Raw genomic sequence first — 20853 nt, forward strand, 5'->3', positions numbered from 1 at the left:
CGGAGGGCCGGTTCCGCAAATGGAACCGCAGGGACCACAAGGGTCCGGCCTCCCGTGTCTCCGCTCTCGACCGTCTCGATCGTAACGCTTTTCTTGCTGGGTTTTCAGCCCTTTCCAAGACCAGTCGTTGAGGCTTAGCCGCCGATCACCGGGCCAAGACAAACGCAAGAAAGGCAAGCTGATATGGCTCTTTATGAACACGTATTCCTTGCCCGACAGGATATGTCCGCACAGCAGGTTGATGCCCTCGTAGAACAGTACAAGGGCGTTATCGAAGCAAATGGCGGCAAGGTCGGGCGCATCGAAAACTGGGGCCTCAAGTCCCTGACATACCGCATCAAGAAGAACCGCAAGGCTCATTACGCTCTCATGGACATCGACGCTCCGGCGGCTGCTGTTCACGAAATGGAGCGTCAGATGCGTATCAACGAAGACGTTCTGCGTTACATGACGATCGCCGTTGAGAAGCACGAAGAAGGCGCATCTGCCATGATGCAGAAGCGCGACCGTGACGACCGTCCGCGTCGTGATGGCGATGACCGTGGCCCGCGCCGTGATTTCGGCGATCGTGGTCCGCGCCCGCCGCGTGATGGCGACCGTGACCGTGGTCCGCGCCAGCCGCGCGAAGACCGTGCGTAATCTGAGAGCTTAAGGAGAATTACCAATGGCTGACGCATCCTCTGCTCCGGCACGCCGTCCGTTCCACCGCCGTCGCAAGACCTGCCCTTTCTCGGGCGCAAACGCACCGCGGATCGACTACAAGGACGTACGTCTTCTGCAGCGCTACATTTCTGAGCGTGGCAAGATCGTTCCTTCCCGTATCACAGCTGTTTCGCAGAAGAAGCAGCGCGAACTGGCCCAGGCCATCAAGCGCGCTCGCTTCCTCGGCCTGCTGCCTTACGTTCTGTCCTAATTGACAGCCATGCCGCCGGTGTTTCCATCGGCGGCATTCTCCCTTCCGCGATGGGCGTGGATCGGAACCCAGAAAACCCCATGTTGGGGATGAAGACCTTAAGAATATGATTCAAGGTCTATCCCCTAACTGCTTGAAGCAGCAGGACAGCGAGACGTGTACGGATTGAACCAGACAGTGCTGACCACCGGCATCATTGCCGGCATTATGGCGACGCTGCTCGTGATGGGCGCGAATGCGCAGCCCTCCTTTGCCTCGATTCTGTATGCCTCCTCTGCGCTGCCGGTCCTTGTTGCTGGTCTCGGCTGGGGCAACCGCACCGCCATCGTCGCTATCGTCACGGCTGCAGTGCTGGGAGCGCTTCTTGTGTCGCCGCTCTTTGCGCTGGCCATGGCTGTTTTCACGCTCGTTCCCGCAGGTTGGCTTTCCCACCTGGCAAACCTTGCGCGCCCCGCTTCAGAACTGGGCGGTCCCGATCATTTGATGGCCTGGTATCCCATATCGGATATCCTGCTGCATCTCTGCACGCTGGTGACTTTTGCCGTTATCATTTTGGGCGTTGTCATCGGTTATGGCCCGCAACTGACCGACCGCATGGTCGATCTGATGGCGCAAAATTTCAGCGAGGCCAATTCGAGCTTTACGCCAGATGCGGCAAGCCTTGCGCAGACGAAGAAGATGATCGTTCTCATGCTGCCCTTCGTGCAGGGCGGCATCTGGGTGACACTTTTGTTTGCAGCCTTCTATTTCGCTGTAAGGCTGGTTTCCCGCAGCGGCCGTGCGCTTCGCCCCCGGGAAGACATGCCCTCGGCGCTTCGAATGAACCGCAATGCAATCTTTATTTTTCTCGCCGGCATCCTTTTGATGTTTGCCGGTGGCGTACCCGCCATGATTGGTGCCACGATTTGCGGCACCTTTGGCGCTGGCTTTCTTTTGGCTGGTTTTGCTTCGCTGCACTTTCGCACACGTGGCAAGGATTGGCGCTTTCCTGCGCTAGTGCTGGCCTATCTCTCGACGATGATGCTTCTGCCGATGTTTGCCATTGTCATTCTCGGCCTTGCAGATACCCGCCGAACAATCGCGCTGACACCGGCGCGACCCGTTGAAACCCCTGATTCCAAGAATTGAACTCGAAAGGATAACCAAGATGGACGTCATTCTTCTTGAACGCATCGCCAAGCTTGGCCAGATGGGCGAAACCGTAAAGGTTCGCGATGGCTACGCACGTAACTTCCTGCTGCCGCAGGGCAAGGCTCTCCGCTCTAACGCTGCCAACAAGGCTCGTTTCGAGACCGAGCGCGCTACCCTGGAAGCCCGTAACCTTGAGCGCAAGTCTGAAGCTCAGAAGGTTGCAGAATCTCTCGAAGGCAAGAGCTTCATCGTTGTTCGCGCCGCTGGCGAAACCGGTCAGCTCTACGGCTCTGTTGCTGCCCGTGACGTTGTTGACGTTCTGGCTGCAGAAGGCTTCAACATTGGCCGCAACCAGGTTGACCTGAACAACCCGATCAAGGAAATCGGTCTGCACAAGGTTACCCTGCACCTGCATGCCGAAGTTGAGATCGAAGTTGAACTCAACGTCGCTCGTTCTGCTGAAGAAGCTGAGCGCCAGTCGAAGGGTGAAAACCTCAACTCCGCTGACGCCATCTACGGCGTTGACGAAGACGCGCTTCGCCCAGAAGACTTCTTCGATCCGGATGCAGACCGCGACGAAGACGAAGCTTGATCGCTTCGCCAGTCATTATTGCATGAAAAAGCTCCGGGTCTCGCGACCCGGAGCTTTTTTGTTGAGCGATAGAGTTCACTCAGCAGACGCAGTCTTTTGTTCCGGCTCAGCCGTCTTATCGATACTGACTTCGACGGAGAGACCCGGCTGCAAGTCAGCAATTGCCGGCTGTTTCGGATCGAGGCGAATGCGAACGCCGACTCGTTGGGCGATTTTCACGAAATTGCCAGTTGCATTGTCCGCGCGAATAACCGCGAATTCGGATGCGGCGGCGGGTGAGAAGCGCTCGACGTGACCACGAAGCTTGCGGTCTCCCAAAGCGTCCACTGTCACCGTGACCGGCTGGCCGATAGCCATGCCCTGCAATTGTGTTTCCTTGAAATTGGCGATAACCCAAACGTCATCCGGCACCACTGCCATTAACTGCGTTCCAGCTGCCACATATTGTCCAATCCGTGCACCCACTTCGCCGACATGTCCATCGCGAGGCGCATGAACTTGCGTATTTTCGACGTCGATCTTGGCTAGCTCTACCGCCGCCTCAGCTCCCGAGACAGCAGCTTCCAGAGAACCACGATTAACAACGATGGTCTGCAACTGCTGGCGAGAAACTTCGAGTGCCGCTTGCGCCTGAAGCAGGCCGGAGCGGGCCTTTTCTAGTGCAGCAGCCGCCTGCTCCTGTACACTGGTTGTGCCGACACCACTTCTGGTGAGATTTTCCTGACGCTCGCTGGCAAGTTGCGCTTGTTTGAGTGCAGCCTCCGCGCTTGTTACCGCTGCCTCACTGGACGCGATATTTGCCTTCGCAGATACCTCCTGCTGATGAGAATTGTTCAGCGCTGCGGTCTGGCTTGCCAATGTGGCTTGCGCCTGCGCCAGCTTCTGCTTGTAAATGCGGTCATCGATTTTGACGACGACATCGCCAGCCTTCACGGCCTGATAGTCTTTAACCGGGACGTCCACTACATAGCCACTGACCTGCGGCGAAAGCGTCGTGACATAGCCACGCACGTAAGCATTGTCGGTGTTCTCGATACTGCTTGTGAAGGGCGGCAGCCTCCATGCATAAAGCACCAGCGCCACGCCAACCACGCCGACGAGAAGAACAATAAGAGTTGCTGGGGAAAAGATTTTCTTGAGCATGATGTTTAGACCTGGTCGGATACGGCAGCAGTGGCATCGTCTTCGGCTCTGCGGGCAGCAGCCAAAGCCTTGATACGATCTGATGCTAGGTGAATGAGAAGACCGATGAGCGCCATTACAGTGGCGCAGCCAATCAGCAGGAAAGTATCGTTGTATGCGAGCACATAGGCTTCTCGCGAAACCTGCTGACTGAGAAGAGCAAGCCCCTCGGCGTTAAGCAGCGTCTTATCCGTAATGGCTTTTGCGTAAGCTCCGGCCAGCTGGCTAACTCGTTGCGCGACATCCGGGTCCGTCAGCAAGATATGCTCGACAAGCACGCTGGAATGAAACTTCTCACGGATCGTTACGAGGGTTCCAAGCAACCCTGTTGCGATGACGGAACCGCTGATCTGTGTGAAGAGAAAGATTGCGATAAAGTTCACCAGATAAGGCGGCCCTTTCTGAATGGCCGAGGCAAATCCACGCGCCATTACCGGTGGCAGGAACATCGCCGCACCAAACGCGATCAGAGATTGGCTTAAATAGAATTGCTCTGGGCGCGTGAGATTGTTGGACTGACTATCCATGAATGCGCCGATTGCGATGCATGTGAGCGCGATCACATGGGCAGAGCCGGGATAATTCTTTTTCATGAAGACGGCACAGAGAGCACCGCCAGCGATAGAAGCGAGTAGGATCAACGTGAACAGCAGCGTCATCTGATCGTTCTGGATGCCGAGTTGTTGAAGAAAGCCCACCATGGTGCTGGACTGCTCTGCCGTCACGGCACGAAATACAATGAGCACAGCTGCGAGATGGAGATTAGGCCAACTAAAGATCCAGCGCAGATCAAGAAGCGGGTTCTTGCGATGCAGTTCAATAACGGCAAACACCGTGAGCGATGCGAGCGACAACGCCAGTAGCATTCCAAGCCAGGGGGCTTCAAACCACCAGTAAAACCGGCCGAGTGTGAAGAAGACCGCGAACGAGCCTAGGCCAACCGCCAGAAGCAGATAGGTGAAGACATCCATCCGCTCGATGGCTTTGACACGCGGTGGCGCTGTCAAAGGCAGCAGATAAATGATCGGCAACGCGATCAGGGCAAGACCAAGCTCGACGGTATACAGCGTTTGATAGCCATCGATATCCAATAGGCCCGGTGAAATGATACGTGCGACGGGAGCGGCAAGCAGCGTGCCTGTCAGCGCGATAGCAAGCCCGACATTCAGCTTCTTTTCCGGGGCAAAAGCTTCCAGAATGTAAAGAAAACCAAGCGAAGACAGCGGCGCGGCGGCCATCCCACTGACAAAGCGCACGACGAGTGCGGAATGCATGTCAGTGACAAAGAGGTTGAGACAGGATGCCAGAACAAAAGCACCGATGCTCAATTCGGCAAATGGGCGCAGACCGTATTGCACGCGGATTTTGAACAGTGCGAGCGAAAGGCTGGCATAGGGCGCCATGTAAGCCGCCGAAAGAGCAGCCACCTCGGCAATCGTCGCGGAGAATGTACCCTGCAGCTGATAGATATTGGCCGACACGATATTCATGCCGAGGCCCTGTGTCAGGAACATCAGTAAGCCAGAGGCAATATAGGCCAGCGTAAGCCAGGTCGGGCGTTCAGCAAGCGGCACCGGTTGTTGCGGCAAACCGCGAGGACGCAGAAGCGTTGAAGCCGAGGAAGAAGCTTGCGGATCTTCCGGCGCGGCGCTCTTAGCCTTGTCTTGCTCGTCAAGCAAAGCCTCGCTTTCACGCGCCATAGGTAAAGCATTGCTCATCGATTCTGCTCCTCGGCACCGGTAACGGCGAGGTTTCGGTTCAGTTGCAAAAGAACGCGCAAAGCGGTTTCAAGATCCTGTTCGGCAATGCCTTCCACAAGCTGCGCGCGCAGACTACGTGCCAGTTCCTGCACCTGCTGGCCCACCGCCTTACCTTCTGGCGTGACGTGGACTTCCTTCACGCGCCGGTCGAAATCCCCTGCCCGTCTCTCAATCAGCCTTTGTTTTTCCAAACCATCAAGAACCCGCACCAGTGTGGGCGTTTCAATTTCCAATTCTTGGGCCAGATCCTTCTGGGAAAGATTGCCCCGACGACTCAAGGCAAAGAGCGTTCGTGCGCGAGCCAAAGTGAGGCCGGTTTGACGGGTGCGCATATCAAACAAGGCGCGAAGCCGGCGATTGAACGCCGACATCTCATCAAACAGCCTTTCATTCAGGGTGTTGCGCGACATTGATATGATCACCTTATAATTAGGTTACTAACTATGTTACACCTACCTAATCGAGGAGGCGGATTTCTTCAAGGTAGCCTTGGTCAATTCAGCTATGCAAAAATGCAGTAGAGCTAAATTATTCCGCACAACCCATTCTGACGAATAGCTAATAAGCAGTATATTCCTGGGGTAGCTGGCTGATTCGCAGCACATCACAGTCAACGGAAAACTTTGAAACGCGACCGAAAATTCCGCTTTTTAGGTGTTTCGCCTGTGAACTAATGTGGGTGGGTGCATAGAGCCTGTTTTCCGCTGCCATCTGCGCCTAAGGTGCCACCATGCATGACATGAACGAATGGGATCGAAACCATGAATGAAGCCGCGCGCAAGGTTGCGCCCGCTCTCTCCAACGAGCCACATTACCGTGAAGCCCCAAACAATCTTGAGGCTGAGCAGGCATTGCTGGGCGCGATCCTCGTCAACAACGATGCCTATTATCGCGTTTCAGACTTCCTGAAGCCGGTTCACTTCCACGAGCCACTGCACCGCAAGATTTTCGAAGTGGCGGGTGACATTATCCGCATGGGCAAGATTGCTCATCCAGTCACGATCAAAACCTTCCTGCCAGCAGACACCAAGGTTGGTGACCTGACGCTGGCACAATATCTTGGCCGGCTGGCTGGTGAAGCCGTCACCATTATCAACGCTGAAGATTACGGGCGCGCGATCTACGATCTCGCTCTGCGCCGCGCGCTGATCACCATCGGCGAAGACATGGTAAACATCGCCTACGATGCACCATTGGATATGCCCCCGCAGGCGCAGATTGAAGATACCGAGCGGCGCTTGTTCGAACTGGCCGAAACGGGCCGTTACGATGGTGGCTTTCAGTCATTCTCCGATGCGGTGGCGCAAGCCATCGATATGGCTGGCCAGGCTTTTGAGCGAGACGGTCACCTCTCCGGCATCTCCACCGGCATCATGTCGCTGGACAACAAGATGGGCGGCCTGCAGCGGTCCGACTTGATCGTGCTGGCGGGACGACCGGGCATGGGTAAGACATCGCTTGCCACTAACATTGCCTACAATATCGCAGCCGCCTATGAGCCTGAAGTTCTGCCGGATGGCTCCTTCAAGGCCCGCAATGGCGGCGTCGTCGGCTTCTACTCGCTCGAAATGTCCGGCGAGCAGCTCGCCACCCGTATCATTTCCGAGCAGACGGAAGTCTCATCCTCCAAGATCCGTCGTGGTGACATTACGGAAGCCGATTTTGAGAAGCTGGTCGCCTGCAGCCAGATGATGCAGAAGGTTCCGCTCTACATCGACCAGACCGGTGGCATCTCGATTGCCCAGCTCTCTGCCCGTGCGAGACGCTTGAAGCGCCAGCGCGGCCTTGATGTTCTGGTGGTCGACTATATCCAGCTGATGACCGGCTCTGGTAAATCCGGCGAGAACCGCGTGCAGGAAGTGACGCAGATCACCACCGGCCTCAAGGCGCTGGGCAAGGAATTGAACGTTCCAATCATTGCCCTGTCGCAGCTGTCACGTCAGGTGGAAAACCGAGAAGACAAGCGCCCGCAGCTTTCCGACCTTCGTGAATCCGGCTCTATCGAGCAGGATGCCGACGTGGTGCTCTTCGTGTTCCGCGAGGAATATTATGTGAAAAACCTGGAACCGCGCGATCCCAACGACCCGAAATATCCTGAATGGGAAGCCCATATGGATAAGGTGAAGGGCACGGCAGACGTGATCATCGCCAAGCAGCGTCACGGACCGACTGGCACCGTTAAGCTTGCCTTCCAATCGGAATACACCCGCTTTGCGGATCTGGCCGACCCAAGCTTCATTCAATACGAAGAACATTGATTTAGCATCAAGCCCCGCCACACAGCGGGGCTTGATGTTTCAGGTTGCTGCGGTGGAGGCGAGAGTAAAGCCTTCGTCCAACCATCCGGTAATTCCTCCAGCCATCAGCTTTACGGGACGACCGAGTTCAGCCAGGCGAAGCGCACCACGGGCAGCACCGTTGCAATGCGGGCCAGCGCAATAGGTAACGAATACCGTCCCCTCCGACCATTCCGCCATTTTGCGCGCTGTGATTTTGCCATGGGGCAGATTGATCGCGCCCGGCACGTGGCCCTGCGCGTAAAGCGCGGGGTGGCGTACATCCAGCAGCACGAAATCGGCGCCCGTTTCCAAAGCATGGTGCACATCCCAGCAATCGGTCTCAAACGCAAAGCTCTTTGCAAAATGCTCCTTCGCCAGTTCGCTGGGCGCGGGTGGAATATCTGTTACGTGCGTCATCTTAAGTCTCCGTTTGAACAGGATGACCTGAAATTCCTTCAACGCTTAACGATTGCCAATTGGCGTGATTGACAATATTCGTACACATCATGCCAAACTCCCACACACCGACAAATGGACCACTGGTCGTCGCTCTCGTCTATGACGGTCTCTGTACCTTCGAATTTGGGATAGCTTGCGAAGTCTTCGGACTTTCTCGACCCGAGCTGGGACAGGATTGGTATCGTTTTGCCAGTGCTGCTGTCGAACCGGGACCGTTGCGCGCTCATGGTCATCTCACCCTTTCGACCGATGGTGACATGGACCTGATTGACCAGGCAGATATGGTGGTCGTGCCAGGGTGGCGAGGCATCGACCAACCCGTCCCAGCAGAACTTTGCAAGCGCTTACGCACCGCACACCAGCGCGGTGCCAGGCTTGTTTCCCTCTGCTCCGGCGCTTTTGTTCTGGCCGCTACAGGACTGCTGGACAATGCACATGCCGCCACCCATTGGCGCTACGCAGAAGCTTTACGCTTCGCCTATCCCAAGATCAGCGTTGACGAATTCTCGCTCTACCGAATCCATGACAGGCTGTTCACCGCAGCAGGCAGTGCTGCTGGTATAGATCTCTTGATTGAGATCGTGAGACAGGACTTCGGCCCAGCTGCCGCAAATTCTGTTGCCAGGCGTCTTGTCATGCCTGCGCTTAGAAGTGGCGGGCAGGCTCAATTTCTGGAACGACCGGTTGCCAAGCGTCCCGCCGCTGAAATTGGACCCGTTCTCGACAAGATACGAGGCGACCTTAGTACCAACTGGACGATCCAGCGCATGGCAAGGATCTGCCGCATGAGTGAGCGCACTTTCATTCGCCGCTTTATGGAGGCAACGGGCACTTCTCCCGGAGAGTGGCTGGCCAATGAACGTATGGAAGCGGCAAAACGGCTTCTTTGCGAAAGCGAAACTTCGGTTGAAGACGTCGCGCGGGGATCTGGTTTTGCCTCTGCCTACACACTTCGACATCACTTTCGAAAACGTCTCGGGATTAGCCCAACGACTTTCCGCTCTCGCTTTATCGAGACGGGAACCAACGACTAGAGCGGTTTTCCTGGAAATGCTCTAAAGCCCAATCGCCCTAAGGCATGCCACTGTCGCCACACCTAAGCCCGCTGCGGGTAGAAGAGACAAGCGGAGGGCCGCAATTACTGTCACCGCACAGGCCATGGTTTCTGCCAGGCCCGTTGCAATGGCTGTTGGCGTGACGACGGCCATGAGGACTGCGGGAGGCACAGCGCCGAGTGCTTTTTCCGCGCGTGGAGAAAGCGAAAAGCGGCCAATCAGAAGTGCACCGAAAAGTCGGGTAAAAACTGTTGCTGCCATCATTGCAAGAATGACGGCAAGCGTTGAAAGGTCGAGTGTCATGCAAGCACCTCCTGCCGGGGCGGCGTGACAAGCACGACAGCGAGACCGGCCAGGGCACCCGCAGCAATGTACCATGGCCCGGATACGAGGCTATGGACAGTGAGTGAAGCAATGGCGCTGGCCGCCAGCACTAGCCCCGTTTCGCTCCCCTTCCAGAAACCCATCAACAAAACGATGAAGACCGCGGGAAAGGCGAAATCCAACCCGTAGACGGTTACGTCGCCAAGCAGCGTGCCGAAAAGCGCGCCGCCAGTGCTTGCCAGGACCCAGCCGAAATAAAAAGGTGCGGCAAGCCCAAGGTAGAAGGTAGGAGTGAGTTGCGCCTGACGAGCCCTCGCCTCGGCCAGCGCCCAGTTTTCATCTGCCATAAGCATCAAGGCTGGAATTTTTTGCCGAAGTCTAAAGCCTCCCAGCTTCCGCTCCAAAGATGCACCCATCAGCATGTGTCGGAGATTGACCAGCAGAGCGGCCAGACCGAGCGCACCCCAAGATGCGGGATGCGTCCAGAGATCCATGGCTACAAATTGCGACCCGCCTGCAAAAACCAATGCGCTCATCAGAGCAGCTTCGAGCGGTGAAAGCCCATTCCCCGTCGCCACGGTTCCAAACACAAAGCCAATCGGCAGTGCTGCAACGACCAAAGGCAATATGGTGCGAACGCCGAGCATTAGTTCGCTTTGTCGAATGTAATTCATCTGCAAAACCTCCAGATTGGAGGGAGTTACGCCAAGACGGCCGCGGGGGTCTTGAACGAAAGTGATCAGCCGCTTCGAAACACAGCGGGTGTCAGCCCCGTACGTGCCTTGAAATGCCGGGTCAGATGCGCCTGATCGGCAAACCCGCAAGCCATGGCTGTATCTGCAGGGGTGGCACCTGCGCGCAGTAGCTTGCGAGCATGACGGATTCTCAAATCCGTCTGGTAGGCGTGCGGCGTAATGAAATACTGCTTGCGGAAAGCCCTGATCATGTGGGCGCGACTAAGGCCTGCGACCTTCGCCAAAGCTTCCAGCCCAATCTCTTCATTGAAATTCTGCGCAATGTACTCCCGCACACGCCGCATGGCCAACGGTTCCTTATAAGTGGGGGCGTGCAGGAGCGAGCTACCATGGCGTGCAAACATGGTGGCAAGAACGCCATACATTCCCTCTTCTCCTTCAAGAGCTGTGCCTTGTTCGACGGCGCAATGAGCGCGGTTGAAGGCATGGGCCAAAGGCGCGTCGGTCAAAAGTTGGCGCGAAAAACTCGGCGAGCCGTGAAAGGCGCGGCCCGTCATATCCTCAATGATCTCCGTCAGAAGCGACATATCGGGATAGATCATTCGGTAGCGATAGCCGTCTGGCGCACCAGGCTGACCATCATGCACTTCACCAGGATTGATAAGGTAAAGCGCTCCGGGACCGGTGTACTCCCTCGAGCCTCGAATCATCGCGACTTGGCACCCACCCTCGATTGCACCGATCGAGAACGTATCGTGCGAGTGGGGTGAAAACTCATGCGTGATGAAGGAGGCCGAAAGGCACTCCATGTTTTTGAAACGGCTATCTCGCCAGAACCGGGTTCTCTCGGTGTAGGAAACAGGCGTCGCGAGGGCGGCCTCTTGCTGCGAAACATTGTGCATGACTTGAGAATAAGCCGGATCGACATCTACGTCTTGAACAAAAGTGATAGGGTGCCTTCGAATAGCAAAGAGGACTGTGCAATGACCGAACTTTATGACGACCTGCCGGAGATGGATGCCTTCGACACAGCGCCAGTTCGGTTGACGGTCGATTTGCAAGCTCTTTCTGAAAATTGGCAGGATCTTTCCCGCCGCTCTGGCAAGGCCCGCGCGGGAGCAGTCGTCAAAGCAGATGCCTATGGGCTCGGCATCGAAGATTGCGGCCTTACCCTTTATGAGGCTGGCGCTCGCGATTTCTTCGTCGCGGTTGCCACTGAAGGTGCTACGCTTCGCGCCTATGCGCCGGACGCCCGCATCTTTGTACTCTCCGGCATCTGGCCCGGTCAGGAGCAACTATTCTTCGAGAATGATCTGGTGCCGGTCCTGGCAAGCGAAGAGCAGCTGGCTTTCTGGATGTCGTTGATCGCAGAGATCGGCCCCTACCCCTGTGCGCTTCAGGTCGATACCGGTTTCAACCGGCTCGGCCTCTCTCGAGACGAAGCTATGGCGCTTGCGGATGACGTGTCGCGTCCCGCAAGCTTCGATCCGGTTCTCATTCTCTCGCATCTTCACAGCGCGGATAGGCCCAACGATCCACAGAATCGGGCCCAGCTTGAGTCTTTCCAGAAGGTTACAAGCGCCTTTGAAGGAATTGATTCAAGCCTTTCAGCTTCTGCTGGAATTTTCCTTGGCTCTGAATACCATTTTGATCTCACCCGCCCCGGCATCGCTCTTTATGGCGGCGATGCCTCTAGCGAAACGAAAAACCCGATGCGGCCCGTCGTGAAGGCTGAGGCACGCATTGTGCAGGTTCGCAGTGCGCTTGCGGGCGAGACGGTAAGCTATGGCGGTTCCCATCGCCTGACGCGGGATAGCCGTCTTGCGATCGCATCAGTCGGGTATGCCGATGGCTATCTACGCTCGTTTTCTGGCTCAGGCATTCCATTACGTCAGGCACTGCCACACGGAGCAAATGCGTTCTTCGATGGCTTCCACCTGCCTGTTATTGGACGCGTGACCATGGATCTCACTGTGTTCGATGCCACCGATCTGCCCGAAAACGCTCTGCGAGCGGGGGATTACGTCGAACTTTTCGGGCCAAACATGCCACTGGAGGAGGTTGCTCGCGCCGGGGGCACCATTGGCTACGAGCTATTGACCAGTATCGGCCTTCGCCATGAACGCCGCTATATCGGCGAAGAAGCCTACGTCTGATCAGAAACTGGCATCGAAAAATCGCGGACTTGCGGCGAAACAGACTCAACGCTATATGCAGAACAAAACGGGATCATACGCATTTTGCGAGCATGCTTCCGTATAGGAAGGACCTGTGTTGATGGCCAAGCCCAAGACCCAATTCATCTGCCAGAACTGCGGCACGGTTCACAACCGATGGGCGGGAAAATGCGATGGCTGCGGCGAGTGGAACACCATCATTGAAGACGACCAGATGGGCGGCATTGGCGGTGGTCCCGGCAAGACGCCCAAGAAGGGCCGGGCCGTTGCACTCACCACCCTATCTGGCGAAACGGAAGAGGCACCTCGTGTCCAGACCGGCATCGGTGAGTTAGACCGCGTAACGGGCGGTGGCTTCGTGCGAGGCTCTGCCGTGCTGGTGGGTGGCGATCCCGGCATCGGAAAATCGACGGTATTGATGCAGGCAGCCGCTGCTCTATCCCGGAAGGGACATCGGATTATTTATGTATCCGGCGAAGAGGCGGTGGCACAGGTGCGCCTTCGCGCCCAACGCCTGGGTGCGGCATCGTCCGATGTGCTTCTGGCGGCGGAAACCAATGTGGAAGATATCCTGGCCACCCTGGCAGAAGGCAAGCGACCGGATCTCGTCATCATTGATTCCATCCAGACACTCTGGAGCGATATTGTTGATTCCGCACCCGGAACGGTGACGCAGGTTCGAACCGGCGTTCAGGCCATGATACGCTTTGCCAAACAGACCGGTGCTGCCATGGTGCTTGTCGGCCATGTGACGAAGGAGGGTCAGATCGCTGGCCCTCGCGTTGTGGAACACATGGTGGATGCCGTCCTTTATTTTGAAGGCGACCGGGGGCATCACTATCGCATATTGAGAACGGTGAAGAACCGCTTTGGCCCAACCGATGAGATCGGCGTTTTCGAGATGTCAGATAAGGGGCTTCGCGAAGTCTCCAACCCCTCTGAGCTGTTCCTCGGCGAGCGCAATACGAAAGCGCCGGGCGCTGCCGTTTTCGCAGGCATGGAAGGCACACGCCCTGTTCTGGTGGAAGTTCAGGCGCTGGTGGCGCCCTCTTCGCTTGGCACAGCAAGGCGTGCGGTCGTCGGCTGGGACACATCGCGCCTGTCGATGATCCTTGCGGTGCTGGAGGCTCATTGCGGCGTGAAGCTTGGCCAGCACGATGTTTATCTGAATGTGGCTGGTGGCTATCGCATTTCGGAACCGGCAGCGGATGTGGCCGTGGCGGCGGCTCTCGTTTCGTCGCTTGCGAATACACCTCTACCCGCCGATTGCGTCTATTTCGGCGAGGTTAGCTTGTCCGGCGCGGTACGCCCCGTTTCGCAGACGGCGCAGAGACTGAAAGAGGCAGAAAAATTAGGCTTTGCCCGCGCAACATTGCCCGCATCTTCCACAGAATTGCCGAAAGCCGGGCGCAAGGGCTTGCTCGAAATCGAGGGATTGCCCGACCTCGTGGTGCAGATCGCAGGGTCTGCACGCAAATTTGCCAGCCAAGCGGAAGAGGATTGATCTTCCACTGGATCGTCCGCTGTTGTAAGAAAAGCGCAAAACCTCTTGCCTTTTTTGCAGCATCCGGTAGGGCCAACCGTATTCTCCCGCCGCGGCGGGAACCGAGAAGTCCTGGAGTACATCGTCCATGCCCATCACGATTTTCGACGGCATTGTCCTCGGCGTCACACTTTTCTCCGCCGTGCTCGCCATGGTTCGCGGTTTTTCGCGCGAAGTGCTGTCCATCGCCAGCTGGGCCGGAGCGCTGGCAGCCGCCTATTACCTCTACCCAGTTCTGTTGCCCTATGCGAAGAACTACACGGCAGATGATCGCATCGCGCTTGCTGGTTCTGCTGGCCTCATTTTCCTTGTAGCGCTGATCATCATCACGTTCATCACGAGCCGCATTGCCGATTTCATTATCGACAGCCGCATCGGCGCACTGGATCGCACGCTTGGCTTCCTCTTCGGCGCTGCACGCGGCATCCTGCTGCTGGTGGTTGCCGTCGCCTTCTGGAATTGGCTGGTCGATGTGCGTTCGCAACCGGCATGGGTTACCCAGGCGAAGTCGAAGCCTTTCCTCGATACGCTGGTTGCACGGCTTGAAACCGTTCTGCCGACGGATATCGAACCGCAGATCCGCGCGCGCATCCTTGGCCATGGGGAAGCCAAGAACAATGAAGCCGCCCCGTCCGATGACGCACCAAATTCAACTGTGACAAATAATTGACGCGAACTTGGACTTCAGAGGGAAGCCAAGAGCCTCCATCTATGGTATAGACAAAAGCAGCAGGCCGGCTGTGGTTCAAACGAACAGATCAACCGGCCTATTTTAGTTTTTCTTCCGGTACGGCAAGGACCTGCAGACATGAATCAGCCGGTGACGCATGATGCATTTTACGACCTGGACGGTGACACATTGCATGAGGAATGCGGCGTGTTCGGTATTCTTGGCCATCCAGACGCGGCAACCCTGACAGCGCTTGGCCTTCACGCCCTGCAGCATCGCGGCCAGGAAGCGGCAGGCATCGTCTCCTTCGACGGAACGCAGTTCCATACCGAAAAGCACATGGGCCTCGTCGGCGATCACTATACGAACCCGGCGACACTTGCGAAACTTCCGGGCGGCATGGCGATTGGCCACACCCGCTATTCGACCACCGGCGAAGTCGCGCTTCGCAACGTTCAGCCGCTTTTTGCCGAACTGGAAGTGGGCGGCATTGCCGTTGCCCATAACGGTAATTTCACCAACGGCCTGACACTGCGTCGTCAGCTGATCGCGGGAGGTGCCATCTGTCAGTCCACGTCCGATACGGAAGTGGTTCTGCACCTCATTGCCCGCTCACGCTACACCTCCACGACAGATCGCTTCATCGATGCGATCCGGCAGATGGAAGGCGGCTATTCGATGCTGGCCCTGACCCGCACGAAGCTGATCGCCGCGCGTGATCCCACGGGCATTCGTCCGCTGGTGATGGGTGAGCTGGATGGCAAGCCGATCTTCTGCTCGGAAACCTGTGCACTCGATATCATTGGCGCGAAATATGTGCGCGATGTCGAGAACGGTGAAATCATCATCTGTGAAATCCAGCCGGATGGTTCCATCGAGATCGACTCCCGCAAGTCGCCGACCGCGCAGCCGGAACGTCTCTGCCTGTTCGAATATGTGTATTTCGCCCGTCCGGATTCCGTCGTCGGCGGCCGCAGCGTCTATGTTGCGCGCAAGAACATGGGCATCAACCTGGCCAAAGAACATCCGGTCGAGGCCGATGTGGTTGTCCCGGTTCCGGATGGTGGAACGCCAGCAGCACTGGGCTACGCGCAAGAAAGCGGAATTCCATTCGAATACGGCATTATCCGCAACCATTATGTGGGCCGCACCTTCATTGAACCGACGCAGCAGATCCGCGCTTTCGGTGTGAAACTGAAACATTCCGCCAACCGTGCGATGATCGAAGGCAAGCGCGTGGTGTTGGTGGATGATTCGATCGTTCGCGGCACCACCTCGCTGAAGATCGTTCAGATGATCCGTGATGCCGGTGCCGCAGAAGTTCATCTGCGCGTGGCCAGCCCGATGATCTTCCACCCGGATTTCTACGGCATCGATACGCCGGACGCCGAAAAGCTGCTTGCCAATCAATATGATGGTGTTGAAGCCATGTGCCGCTATATCGGCGCGGACTCTCTTCAGTTCATCTCCATCAATGGCCTCTATCGTGCCGTTGGCGGCGAGGATCGCAATCCCGCCCGTCCGCAGTTTACGGACCACTACTTTACCGGCGAATACCCCACACGTCTGCTTGACAAGGCAGCGGAGACAATGGGACGGAAGGTTTCGGTTCTGGCCAGCAACGGCTGAAACCGGAGCTATTCGACCGGCGGACATATTCGCCGGTCCATTCATAGTGGGACGGATATGGACATCGATCTTAAGGGCAGGCTCGCGCTGGTTACCGGCGCGTCGCGGGGTATTGGCTATTTCACGGCATTGGCCTTGGCGAAAGCGGGTGCGCACGTCATTGCCTGCGCCAGAACAGTTGGTGGCCTGGAGGAACTGGATGACCAGATTCAGGCGGCTGGCGGCACAGCCACGCTCGTTCCTTTCGATCTTTCCGACATGGCTGCTATCGATAAGCTGGGCGCATCGATTTTTGAGCGTTGGGGCAAGCTGGATATTCTGGTTGCCAATGCGGGTGTGCTCGGTGTGATTTCGCCCGTTGGCCACATCGAAGCCAAGGTGTTCGACAAGGTGATGCTGACGAATGTGACGGCCACGTGGCGTCTTATCCGCTCGGTCGAACCTCTGCTGCTGAAGTCCGAGGCGGGCCGTGCGCTTTTGTTGTCGTCGAGTGTTGCCAATGACGCACGGCCTTTCTGGGGTGCCTATGCCGCATCCAAGGCCGCAGTGGAAATGCTGGGCCGCACATGGGCGGCAGAAACCAGACATACCAAGCTGTGCATCAATAACGTGAACCCGGGTGCGACCCGCACTGCCATGCGCGCGCAAGCCATGCCGGGCGAAGATCCGTCCACGGTTCCTCACCCTTCCGAAGTAGCAGAAAAACTTCTGCCGCTTTGTGCGCCGGAAATGACGGAAAGTGGCCGTCTTTACGTGGTGCGGGAGAATAAGTTCGTAGATTATCACCTGCCGGAATAAGACCGCTTCTCTCTCATTGGCTTGCCATGCGCCCTCGCGACCTGCTCATTTATATCTTTCTGTCGGTCGCGTGGGGGCTCTCCTTCCTGCTGCTGCTGCATGTCATCGCAGCCTTCGGCTGGGTTGGTTCGGTTACCTTCCGATGCCTGCTGGCAGGTGCCATTCTTTTGGCGCTGGCGCGCATCACCGGGCGTAAACTCCTGTTTGGCAGAAATTGGAAGCCGCTAGCCGTGGTGGGTGCCACCACGGTTGCCGGTCAGCTTATCGGCATATCTTACGCAACGCCGCTGATCGGCACGGCCATGGCTGCAATCTTCGTTGCCACCATTCCCATTTTTTCCATGCTGATCGCAAGGGTTTGGGGAACGGAAATGATCACGCCGCCTCGCATTTTGGGCCTTGCACTAGGCACATTGGGCATTGTGATGTTGGTTGGATTTCCAGCAGTTCCCGTCACCATGACTTTCATCCTGGGCTGTGCAGCCATGGTGTTCAGTACATTCTGTGCTGCCTATGGCAGCAATTATGCCCATCGCTTTTTAAGGGATACAGGGGCGTGGGAAGTCACCATCGGGGCCTTCTTCTTCGGCGGATTGATGTCGCTCCCCCTTCTTCTTCTCGTGCCTGTGCCGGGCATTCCGCGGGTTGAGGATTACCTCTATTTGCTGGTACAGGCGGGCGTGATGAGCGCCATGACCTATGTGCTCTATTTCAGCCTTGTTGGCAGTATTGGCCCCACGCGCGCCATCAGCGTAGAATTTGTCGTCACTGTCATCGCGGTTTTAGTGGGTGCTTTGGCACTGCATGAACCTCTCACGCTTGCGCAGTTAGCAGGGGGCATTGTCATCATTGCAGGCTGCGCGCTGGTTCTCGGTGTATTTCCAGCAAAGTCCAAGATCCCGCTTCAGCCTTAAGGCGGAATTTGCGCCTTTCATGACCTGAAAGTGCAGAAAAATTATTCGGACAAGACTGCTCAACTGAACACTTGCGCCTTGTACGCCCCTTGACCGACGACAGGCGTCAGGCCATAACTTCTGCCATGAACACGGCCATCTGCATCATTTGCGGGATTATTATTCGCTAGCGCTTCGCTGGCCGGCCGTTCTCGTCTCTCGAAATACGCAAGAAGACAAGGGAACCGGTTCCGGCCGGTTCACATGTTGTATTCGGGAGAGACTTTGATGGGCCTCACGCTCAAGCTGCACAACACACTGACCCGCGAAAAGGCGGAGTTTCAGCCTATCGATCCGAATAATGTGCGCATGTATGTCTGCGGCCCCACCGTTTATGACCTTGCCCATATCGGCAATGCCCGCCCTGTCATCGTGTTCGACGTGCTGTTTCGCATGCTGCGCCATGTCTATGGCACGGACCATGTGACCTATGCCCGCAACATCACCGATGTGGATGACAAGATCAATGCGCGAGCGCTGCGCGATCATCCCGGCCTTGATCTGAACGAGGCAATCCGTCAGGTAACTGAACGCACCGAGCAGCAGTTTCAGGCTGATGTGAAAGCGCTTGGCTGCCTGGAGCCCACTGTCCAACCGCGTGCCACGGATAACATCCGCCAAATGGTGGAGATCATCGAAAAGCTGATTGCGCGCGGCCATGCCTATGTCGCGGAAGGCGAAGTGCTGTTCGATACGCAGTCGATGCGCGATTATGGCCAGCTTTCAAAGCGCCCACTGGATGAGCAGCAGGCTGGCGCACGCGTGGCTGTGGATGCGCATAAGAAGAACGCTGGTGACTTTGTTCTCTGGAAGGCCTCTAGCCATAACGAACCCGGCTGGGAAAGCCCATGGGGCCGCGGTCGTCCCGGCTGGCATATCGAATGCTCTGCCATGAGTGCGCGCTATCTGGGTGAAACTTTCGATATCCATGGTGGCGGGCTGGATCTTATCTTCCCGCACCATGAAAATGAAATTGCTCAATCGCGCTGCGCTCACGGCACCCATGTGATGGCCAATGTCTGGATGCACAACGGGTTCGTGCAGGTTGAAGGCCGCAAGATGTCGAAGTCGGACGGCAATTTCGTCACCATCAACGAGCTTCTTGAAACGGAGACGTTTGGTGGTCGCAAATGGCGGGGCGAGGTTCTGCGCCTTGCCATGCTGATGACGCATTATCGCGAACCGATCGATTTTTCAGTCAAGCGGTTGGAAGAGGCCGAACGTTTGCTGGCCAAATGGCCCGTGGTGGAAGCTGGAGATGCCGAGCCTTGCGATTCGGTGCTGGAACCGCTCGCCGATGACCTGAATACGGTTGCCGCCATTCAGGCCATTCATGCACTGGCTCAGGCTTCGCATCATGATTCCGATGCCAAAGCGCGCTTTGCCGCCTCTGCCAACTTGCTCGGTCTTTTGCCCAAGCCAACCGAAGTGGATGAGGCCATTGCCGCTGGCGTGGATGCTTTGGTGGAAATGCGTCTTGAACTGTTGAAGGCCAAGAACTTCGCGGAAGCTGATAAAATCCGCGACGAGCTTGCCTCGAAGGGCATCCAGTTGAAGGATGGCAAGGACAAGGAAACCGGCGAGCGGATCACCACTTGGGACATGAAGCGTTGATTGAAAACGGGAGGAGTGCATGAGCAAGGTTCACGCTGGCGGCTGCCAATGCGGCGCGATACGTTTTCGTGTCACTGGCCCGTTGAAGGATAGCTCTATCTGTCACTGCCGAATGTGCCAGAAGGCATTTGGTGCCTATTACGCACCTTTGGTTTCCGTGCGCCATACTGATTTCGAGTGGACGCGGGGTGAGCGAAAAATCTTCCGTTCCAGCAACGTCGTCTCGCGCGGGTTTTGTGCGGATTGCGGGACGCCGCTGACCTACGAAGCGCCAGATGGCATGGCGGTGGCGGCTGGCGCTTTTGACGATCCTGCAGCCCTGCCTCCGATCAAGCAGTTCGGCACAGAAGCTAAGATCGATTTCGTGGACCGCCTGCACAGCCTTCCCGGACACCCCACGGAGGAGGACTTGGGCGACGCGCCCTATCTCGTCGAGATCGTGTCATACCAACATCCAGATCACGATACCGACCAGTGGCCGGAGCCGCGCTCATGACCGCACCCAATCCGAACACCAAAATGCCGAAATGGCTGCTCTATGGGCTCATCGCCAAGGTGTTGCTGATTGCAGCTCTGGTGGCGGGCATCACCGCGTTCGAAATGCTGAAGTAGGGAGACGGACATGGAAGGTTCGTTCACAGGTGGGTGTCAGTGCGGCGCAGTGCGTTTTCGGGCCGAAAAGCTCGGCCGCCCCTCTATTTGCCACTGCCGCATGTGCCAGAAGCAGTTCGGCAACTTCTTCGGTGCGCTTGTAACTGCGGATCAAGCACATCTCACCTGGACACGCGGCCAGCCGAGCCTCTTCCGCTCATCGGCCAAGGTGAAGCGCGGTTTCTGCAACAGATGCGGTACGCCTTTGACCTATCATCATCCTGAAGGCGTGGAACTGGCTATCGGCGCCTTCGATAAGCCGGAACTGCTGGAGCCTGAAGTGCAGGTCAATTACGACAAGCGTCTGCCTTGGATCGACCATCTTTTCGAAAAGCGCGTGACACATCAAAGCCTGGACGAAATCACATTCGAATCCTTTCAACATCCCGATCACGACACGGCGGAATGGCCGCCAAAGGACGCATGAC

The 20853-nt window shown here is 56.8% G+C and carries 22 protein-coding genes; 15 read left to right on the forward strand and 7 right to left on the reverse strand.

Annotation, left to right across the window (positions count from 1 at the left end):
- Window positions 1-183: 183 nt before the first annotated feature.
- The 4 genes from rpsF (at window position 184) to rplI (ending at window position 2636) form a co-directional block, all read left to right on the forward strand.
- A complete protein-coding gene (gene rpsF / locus AC0JZ1_RS11160; protein ID WP_471882429.1) occupies window positions 184-639 on the forward strand; it encodes a 30S ribosomal protein S6 in 456 nt (151 codons plus the stop codon).
- Window positions 640-664: 25 nt separating this feature from the next.
- Entirely contained in the window at window positions 665-913 is a 249-nt protein-coding gene (rpsR, locus tag AC0JZ1_RS11165; RefSeq protein ID WP_377401260.1) for a 30S ribosomal protein S18, read from the forward strand.
- Between the two features lie 156 nt (window positions 914-1069).
- Window positions 1070-2041: a DUF2232 domain-containing protein gene (locus tag AC0JZ1_RS11170; RefSeq protein WP_471882430.1), complete on the forward strand. Its 972-nt coding sequence runs from the start codon at window positions 1070-1072 to the stop codon at window positions 2039-2041.
- A gap of 19 nt (window positions 2042-2060) precedes the next feature.
- The gene (gene rplI / locus AC0JZ1_RS11175; RefSeq protein WP_471882431.1) at window positions 2061-2636 is read left to right on the forward strand and encodes a 50S ribosomal protein L9; all 576 of its coding nucleotides are present in this window, start codon (window positions 2061-2063) and stop codon (window positions 2634-2636) included.
- Window positions 2637-2711: 75 nt separating this feature from the next.
- Here the strand turns inward: rplI and AC0JZ1_RS11180 are convergent, their stop codons facing one another.
- The 3 genes from AC0JZ1_RS11180 to AC0JZ1_RS11190 are packed head-to-tail and all read right to left on the reverse strand — an operon-like array spanning window position 2712 to window position 5988.
- Window positions 2712-3779, reverse strand: coding sequence for an HlyD family secretion protein (locus AC0JZ1_RS11180; RefSeq protein ID WP_471882432.1), 1068 nt, complete (start codon window positions 3777-3779; stop codon window positions 2712-2714).
- 5 nt (window positions 3780-3784) lie between these two features.
- Entirely contained in the window at window positions 3785-5536 is a 1752-nt protein-coding gene (locus tag AC0JZ1_RS11185) for an MFS transporter (RefSeq protein ID WP_471882433.1), read from the reverse strand.
- Window positions 5533-5988, reverse strand: a complete 456-nt coding sequence (locus AC0JZ1_RS11190) for a MarR family winged helix-turn-helix transcriptional regulator (protein WP_471882434.1) — start codon at window positions 5986-5988, stop codon at window positions 5533-5535. The genes AC0JZ1_RS11185 and AC0JZ1_RS11190 overlap by 4 nt, the downstream gene beginning before the upstream one ends.
- A gap of 351 nt (window positions 5989-6339) precedes the next feature.
- On the opposite strand from AC0JZ1_RS11190, the gene AC0JZ1_RS11195 reads away from it, so the two are divergent.
- Complete coding sequence (locus AC0JZ1_RS11195) at window positions 6340-7836, forward strand: replicative DNA helicase (protein ID WP_471882435.1); 1497 nt, start codon at window positions 6340-6342, stop codon at window positions 7834-7836.
- Window positions 7837-7875: 39 nt separating this feature from the next.
- On the opposite strand, the gene AC0JZ1_RS11200 is transcribed toward AC0JZ1_RS11195, so the two are convergent.
- Complete coding sequence (locus AC0JZ1_RS11200; RefSeq protein ID WP_471882436.1) at window positions 7876-8274, reverse strand: rhodanese-like domain-containing protein; 399 nt, start codon at window positions 8272-8274, stop codon at window positions 7876-7878.
- An 89-nt stretch (window positions 8275-8363) separates the two neighbouring features.
- On the opposite strand from AC0JZ1_RS11200, the gene ftrA reads away from it, so the two are divergent.
- Window positions 8364-9350 carry a transcriptional regulator FtrA gene (gene ftrA, locus AC0JZ1_RS11205; protein WP_471882437.1) on the forward strand — a complete coding sequence of 329 codons (987 nt, stop codon included), beginning with the start codon at window positions 8364-8366 and terminating at the stop codon, window positions 9348-9350.
- 21 nt (window positions 9351-9371) lie between these two features.
- Here ftrA and AC0JZ1_RS11210 read toward each other — a convergent pair whose 3' ends face one another.
- The 3 genes from AC0JZ1_RS11210 to AC0JZ1_RS11220 form a co-directional block, all read right to left on the reverse strand.
- On the reverse strand, window positions 9372-9674 hold the full coding sequence (locus tag AC0JZ1_RS11210) for an AzlD family protein (protein WP_471882438.1): 303 nt from the start codon (window positions 9672-9674) through the stop codon (window positions 9372-9374).
- A complete protein-coding gene (locus AC0JZ1_RS11215) occupies window positions 9671-10369 on the reverse strand; it encodes an AzlC family ABC transporter permease (RefSeq protein WP_471882439.1) in 699 nt (232 codons plus the stop codon). Before AC0JZ1_RS11215 ends, AC0JZ1_RS11210 begins: the two co-directional genes overlap by 4 nt.
- Before the next feature lie 65 nt (window positions 10370-10434).
- Window positions 10435-11292 (reverse strand): AraC family ligand binding domain-containing protein, encoded by an 858-nt coding sequence (locus AC0JZ1_RS11220; RefSeq protein ID WP_471882440.1) that lies wholly within the window; start codon window positions 11290-11292, stop codon window positions 10435-10437.
- Between the two features lie 81 nt (window positions 11293-11373).
- Here AC0JZ1_RS11220 and alr point away from each other — a divergent pair, with 81 nt between their 5' ends.
- From alr to AC0JZ1_RS11265, 9 genes are all read left to right on the forward strand, one after another.
- Window positions 11374-12546 (forward strand): alanine racemase, encoded by a 1173-nt coding sequence (gene alr / locus AC0JZ1_RS11225; protein ID WP_471882441.1) that lies wholly within the window; start codon window positions 11374-11376, stop codon window positions 12544-12546.
- 121 nt (window positions 12547-12667) lie between these two features.
- On the forward strand, window positions 12668-14071 hold the full coding sequence (gene radA, locus AC0JZ1_RS11230) for a DNA repair protein RadA (RefSeq protein WP_471882442.1): 1404 nt from the start codon (window positions 12668-12670) through the stop codon (window positions 14069-14071).
- Between the two features lie 127 nt (window positions 14072-14198).
- Window positions 14199-14780 (forward strand): CvpA family protein, encoded by a 582-nt coding sequence (locus AC0JZ1_RS11235; RefSeq protein WP_471882443.1) that lies wholly within the window; start codon window positions 14199-14201, stop codon window positions 14778-14780.
- A gap of 138 nt (window positions 14781-14918) precedes the next feature.
- On the forward strand, window positions 14919-16409 hold the full coding sequence (gene purF, locus AC0JZ1_RS11240; protein WP_471882444.1) for an amidophosphoribosyltransferase: 1491 nt from the start codon (window positions 14919-14921) through the stop codon (window positions 16407-16409).
- Between the two features lie 57 nt (window positions 16410-16466).
- Window positions 16467-17207 carry an SDR family NAD(P)-dependent oxidoreductase gene (locus tag AC0JZ1_RS11245; protein WP_471882445.1) on the forward strand — a complete coding sequence of 247 codons (741 nt, stop codon included), beginning with the start codon at window positions 16467-16469 and terminating at the stop codon, window positions 17205-17207.
- Between the two features lie 26 nt (window positions 17208-17233).
- The gene (locus AC0JZ1_RS11250; RefSeq protein ID WP_471882446.1) at window positions 17234-18121 is read left to right on the forward strand and encodes a DMT family transporter; all 888 of its coding nucleotides are present in this window, start codon (window positions 17234-17236) and stop codon (window positions 18119-18121) included.
- 267 nt (window positions 18122-18388) lie between these two features.
- Window positions 18389-19774 (forward strand): cysteine--tRNA ligase, encoded by a 1386-nt coding sequence (cysS, locus tag AC0JZ1_RS11255; RefSeq protein ID WP_471882447.1) that lies wholly within the window; start codon window positions 18389-18391, stop codon window positions 19772-19774.
- A 19-nt stretch (window positions 19775-19793) separates the two neighbouring features.
- Window positions 19794-20270 carry a GFA family protein gene (locus AC0JZ1_RS11260; protein WP_471882448.1) on the forward strand — a complete coding sequence of 159 codons (477 nt, stop codon included), beginning with the start codon at window positions 19794-19796 and terminating at the stop codon, window positions 20268-20270.
- 126 nt (window positions 20271-20396) lie between these two features.
- The gene (locus AC0JZ1_RS11265; RefSeq protein ID WP_471882449.1) at window positions 20397-20852 is read left to right on the forward strand and encodes a GFA family protein; all 456 of its coding nucleotides are present in this window, start codon (window positions 20397-20399) and stop codon (window positions 20850-20852) included.
- The last annotated feature ends 1 nt before the right edge of the window (window position 20853 follow it).

Source organism: Affinirhizobium capsici (genome assembly GCF_977018625.1).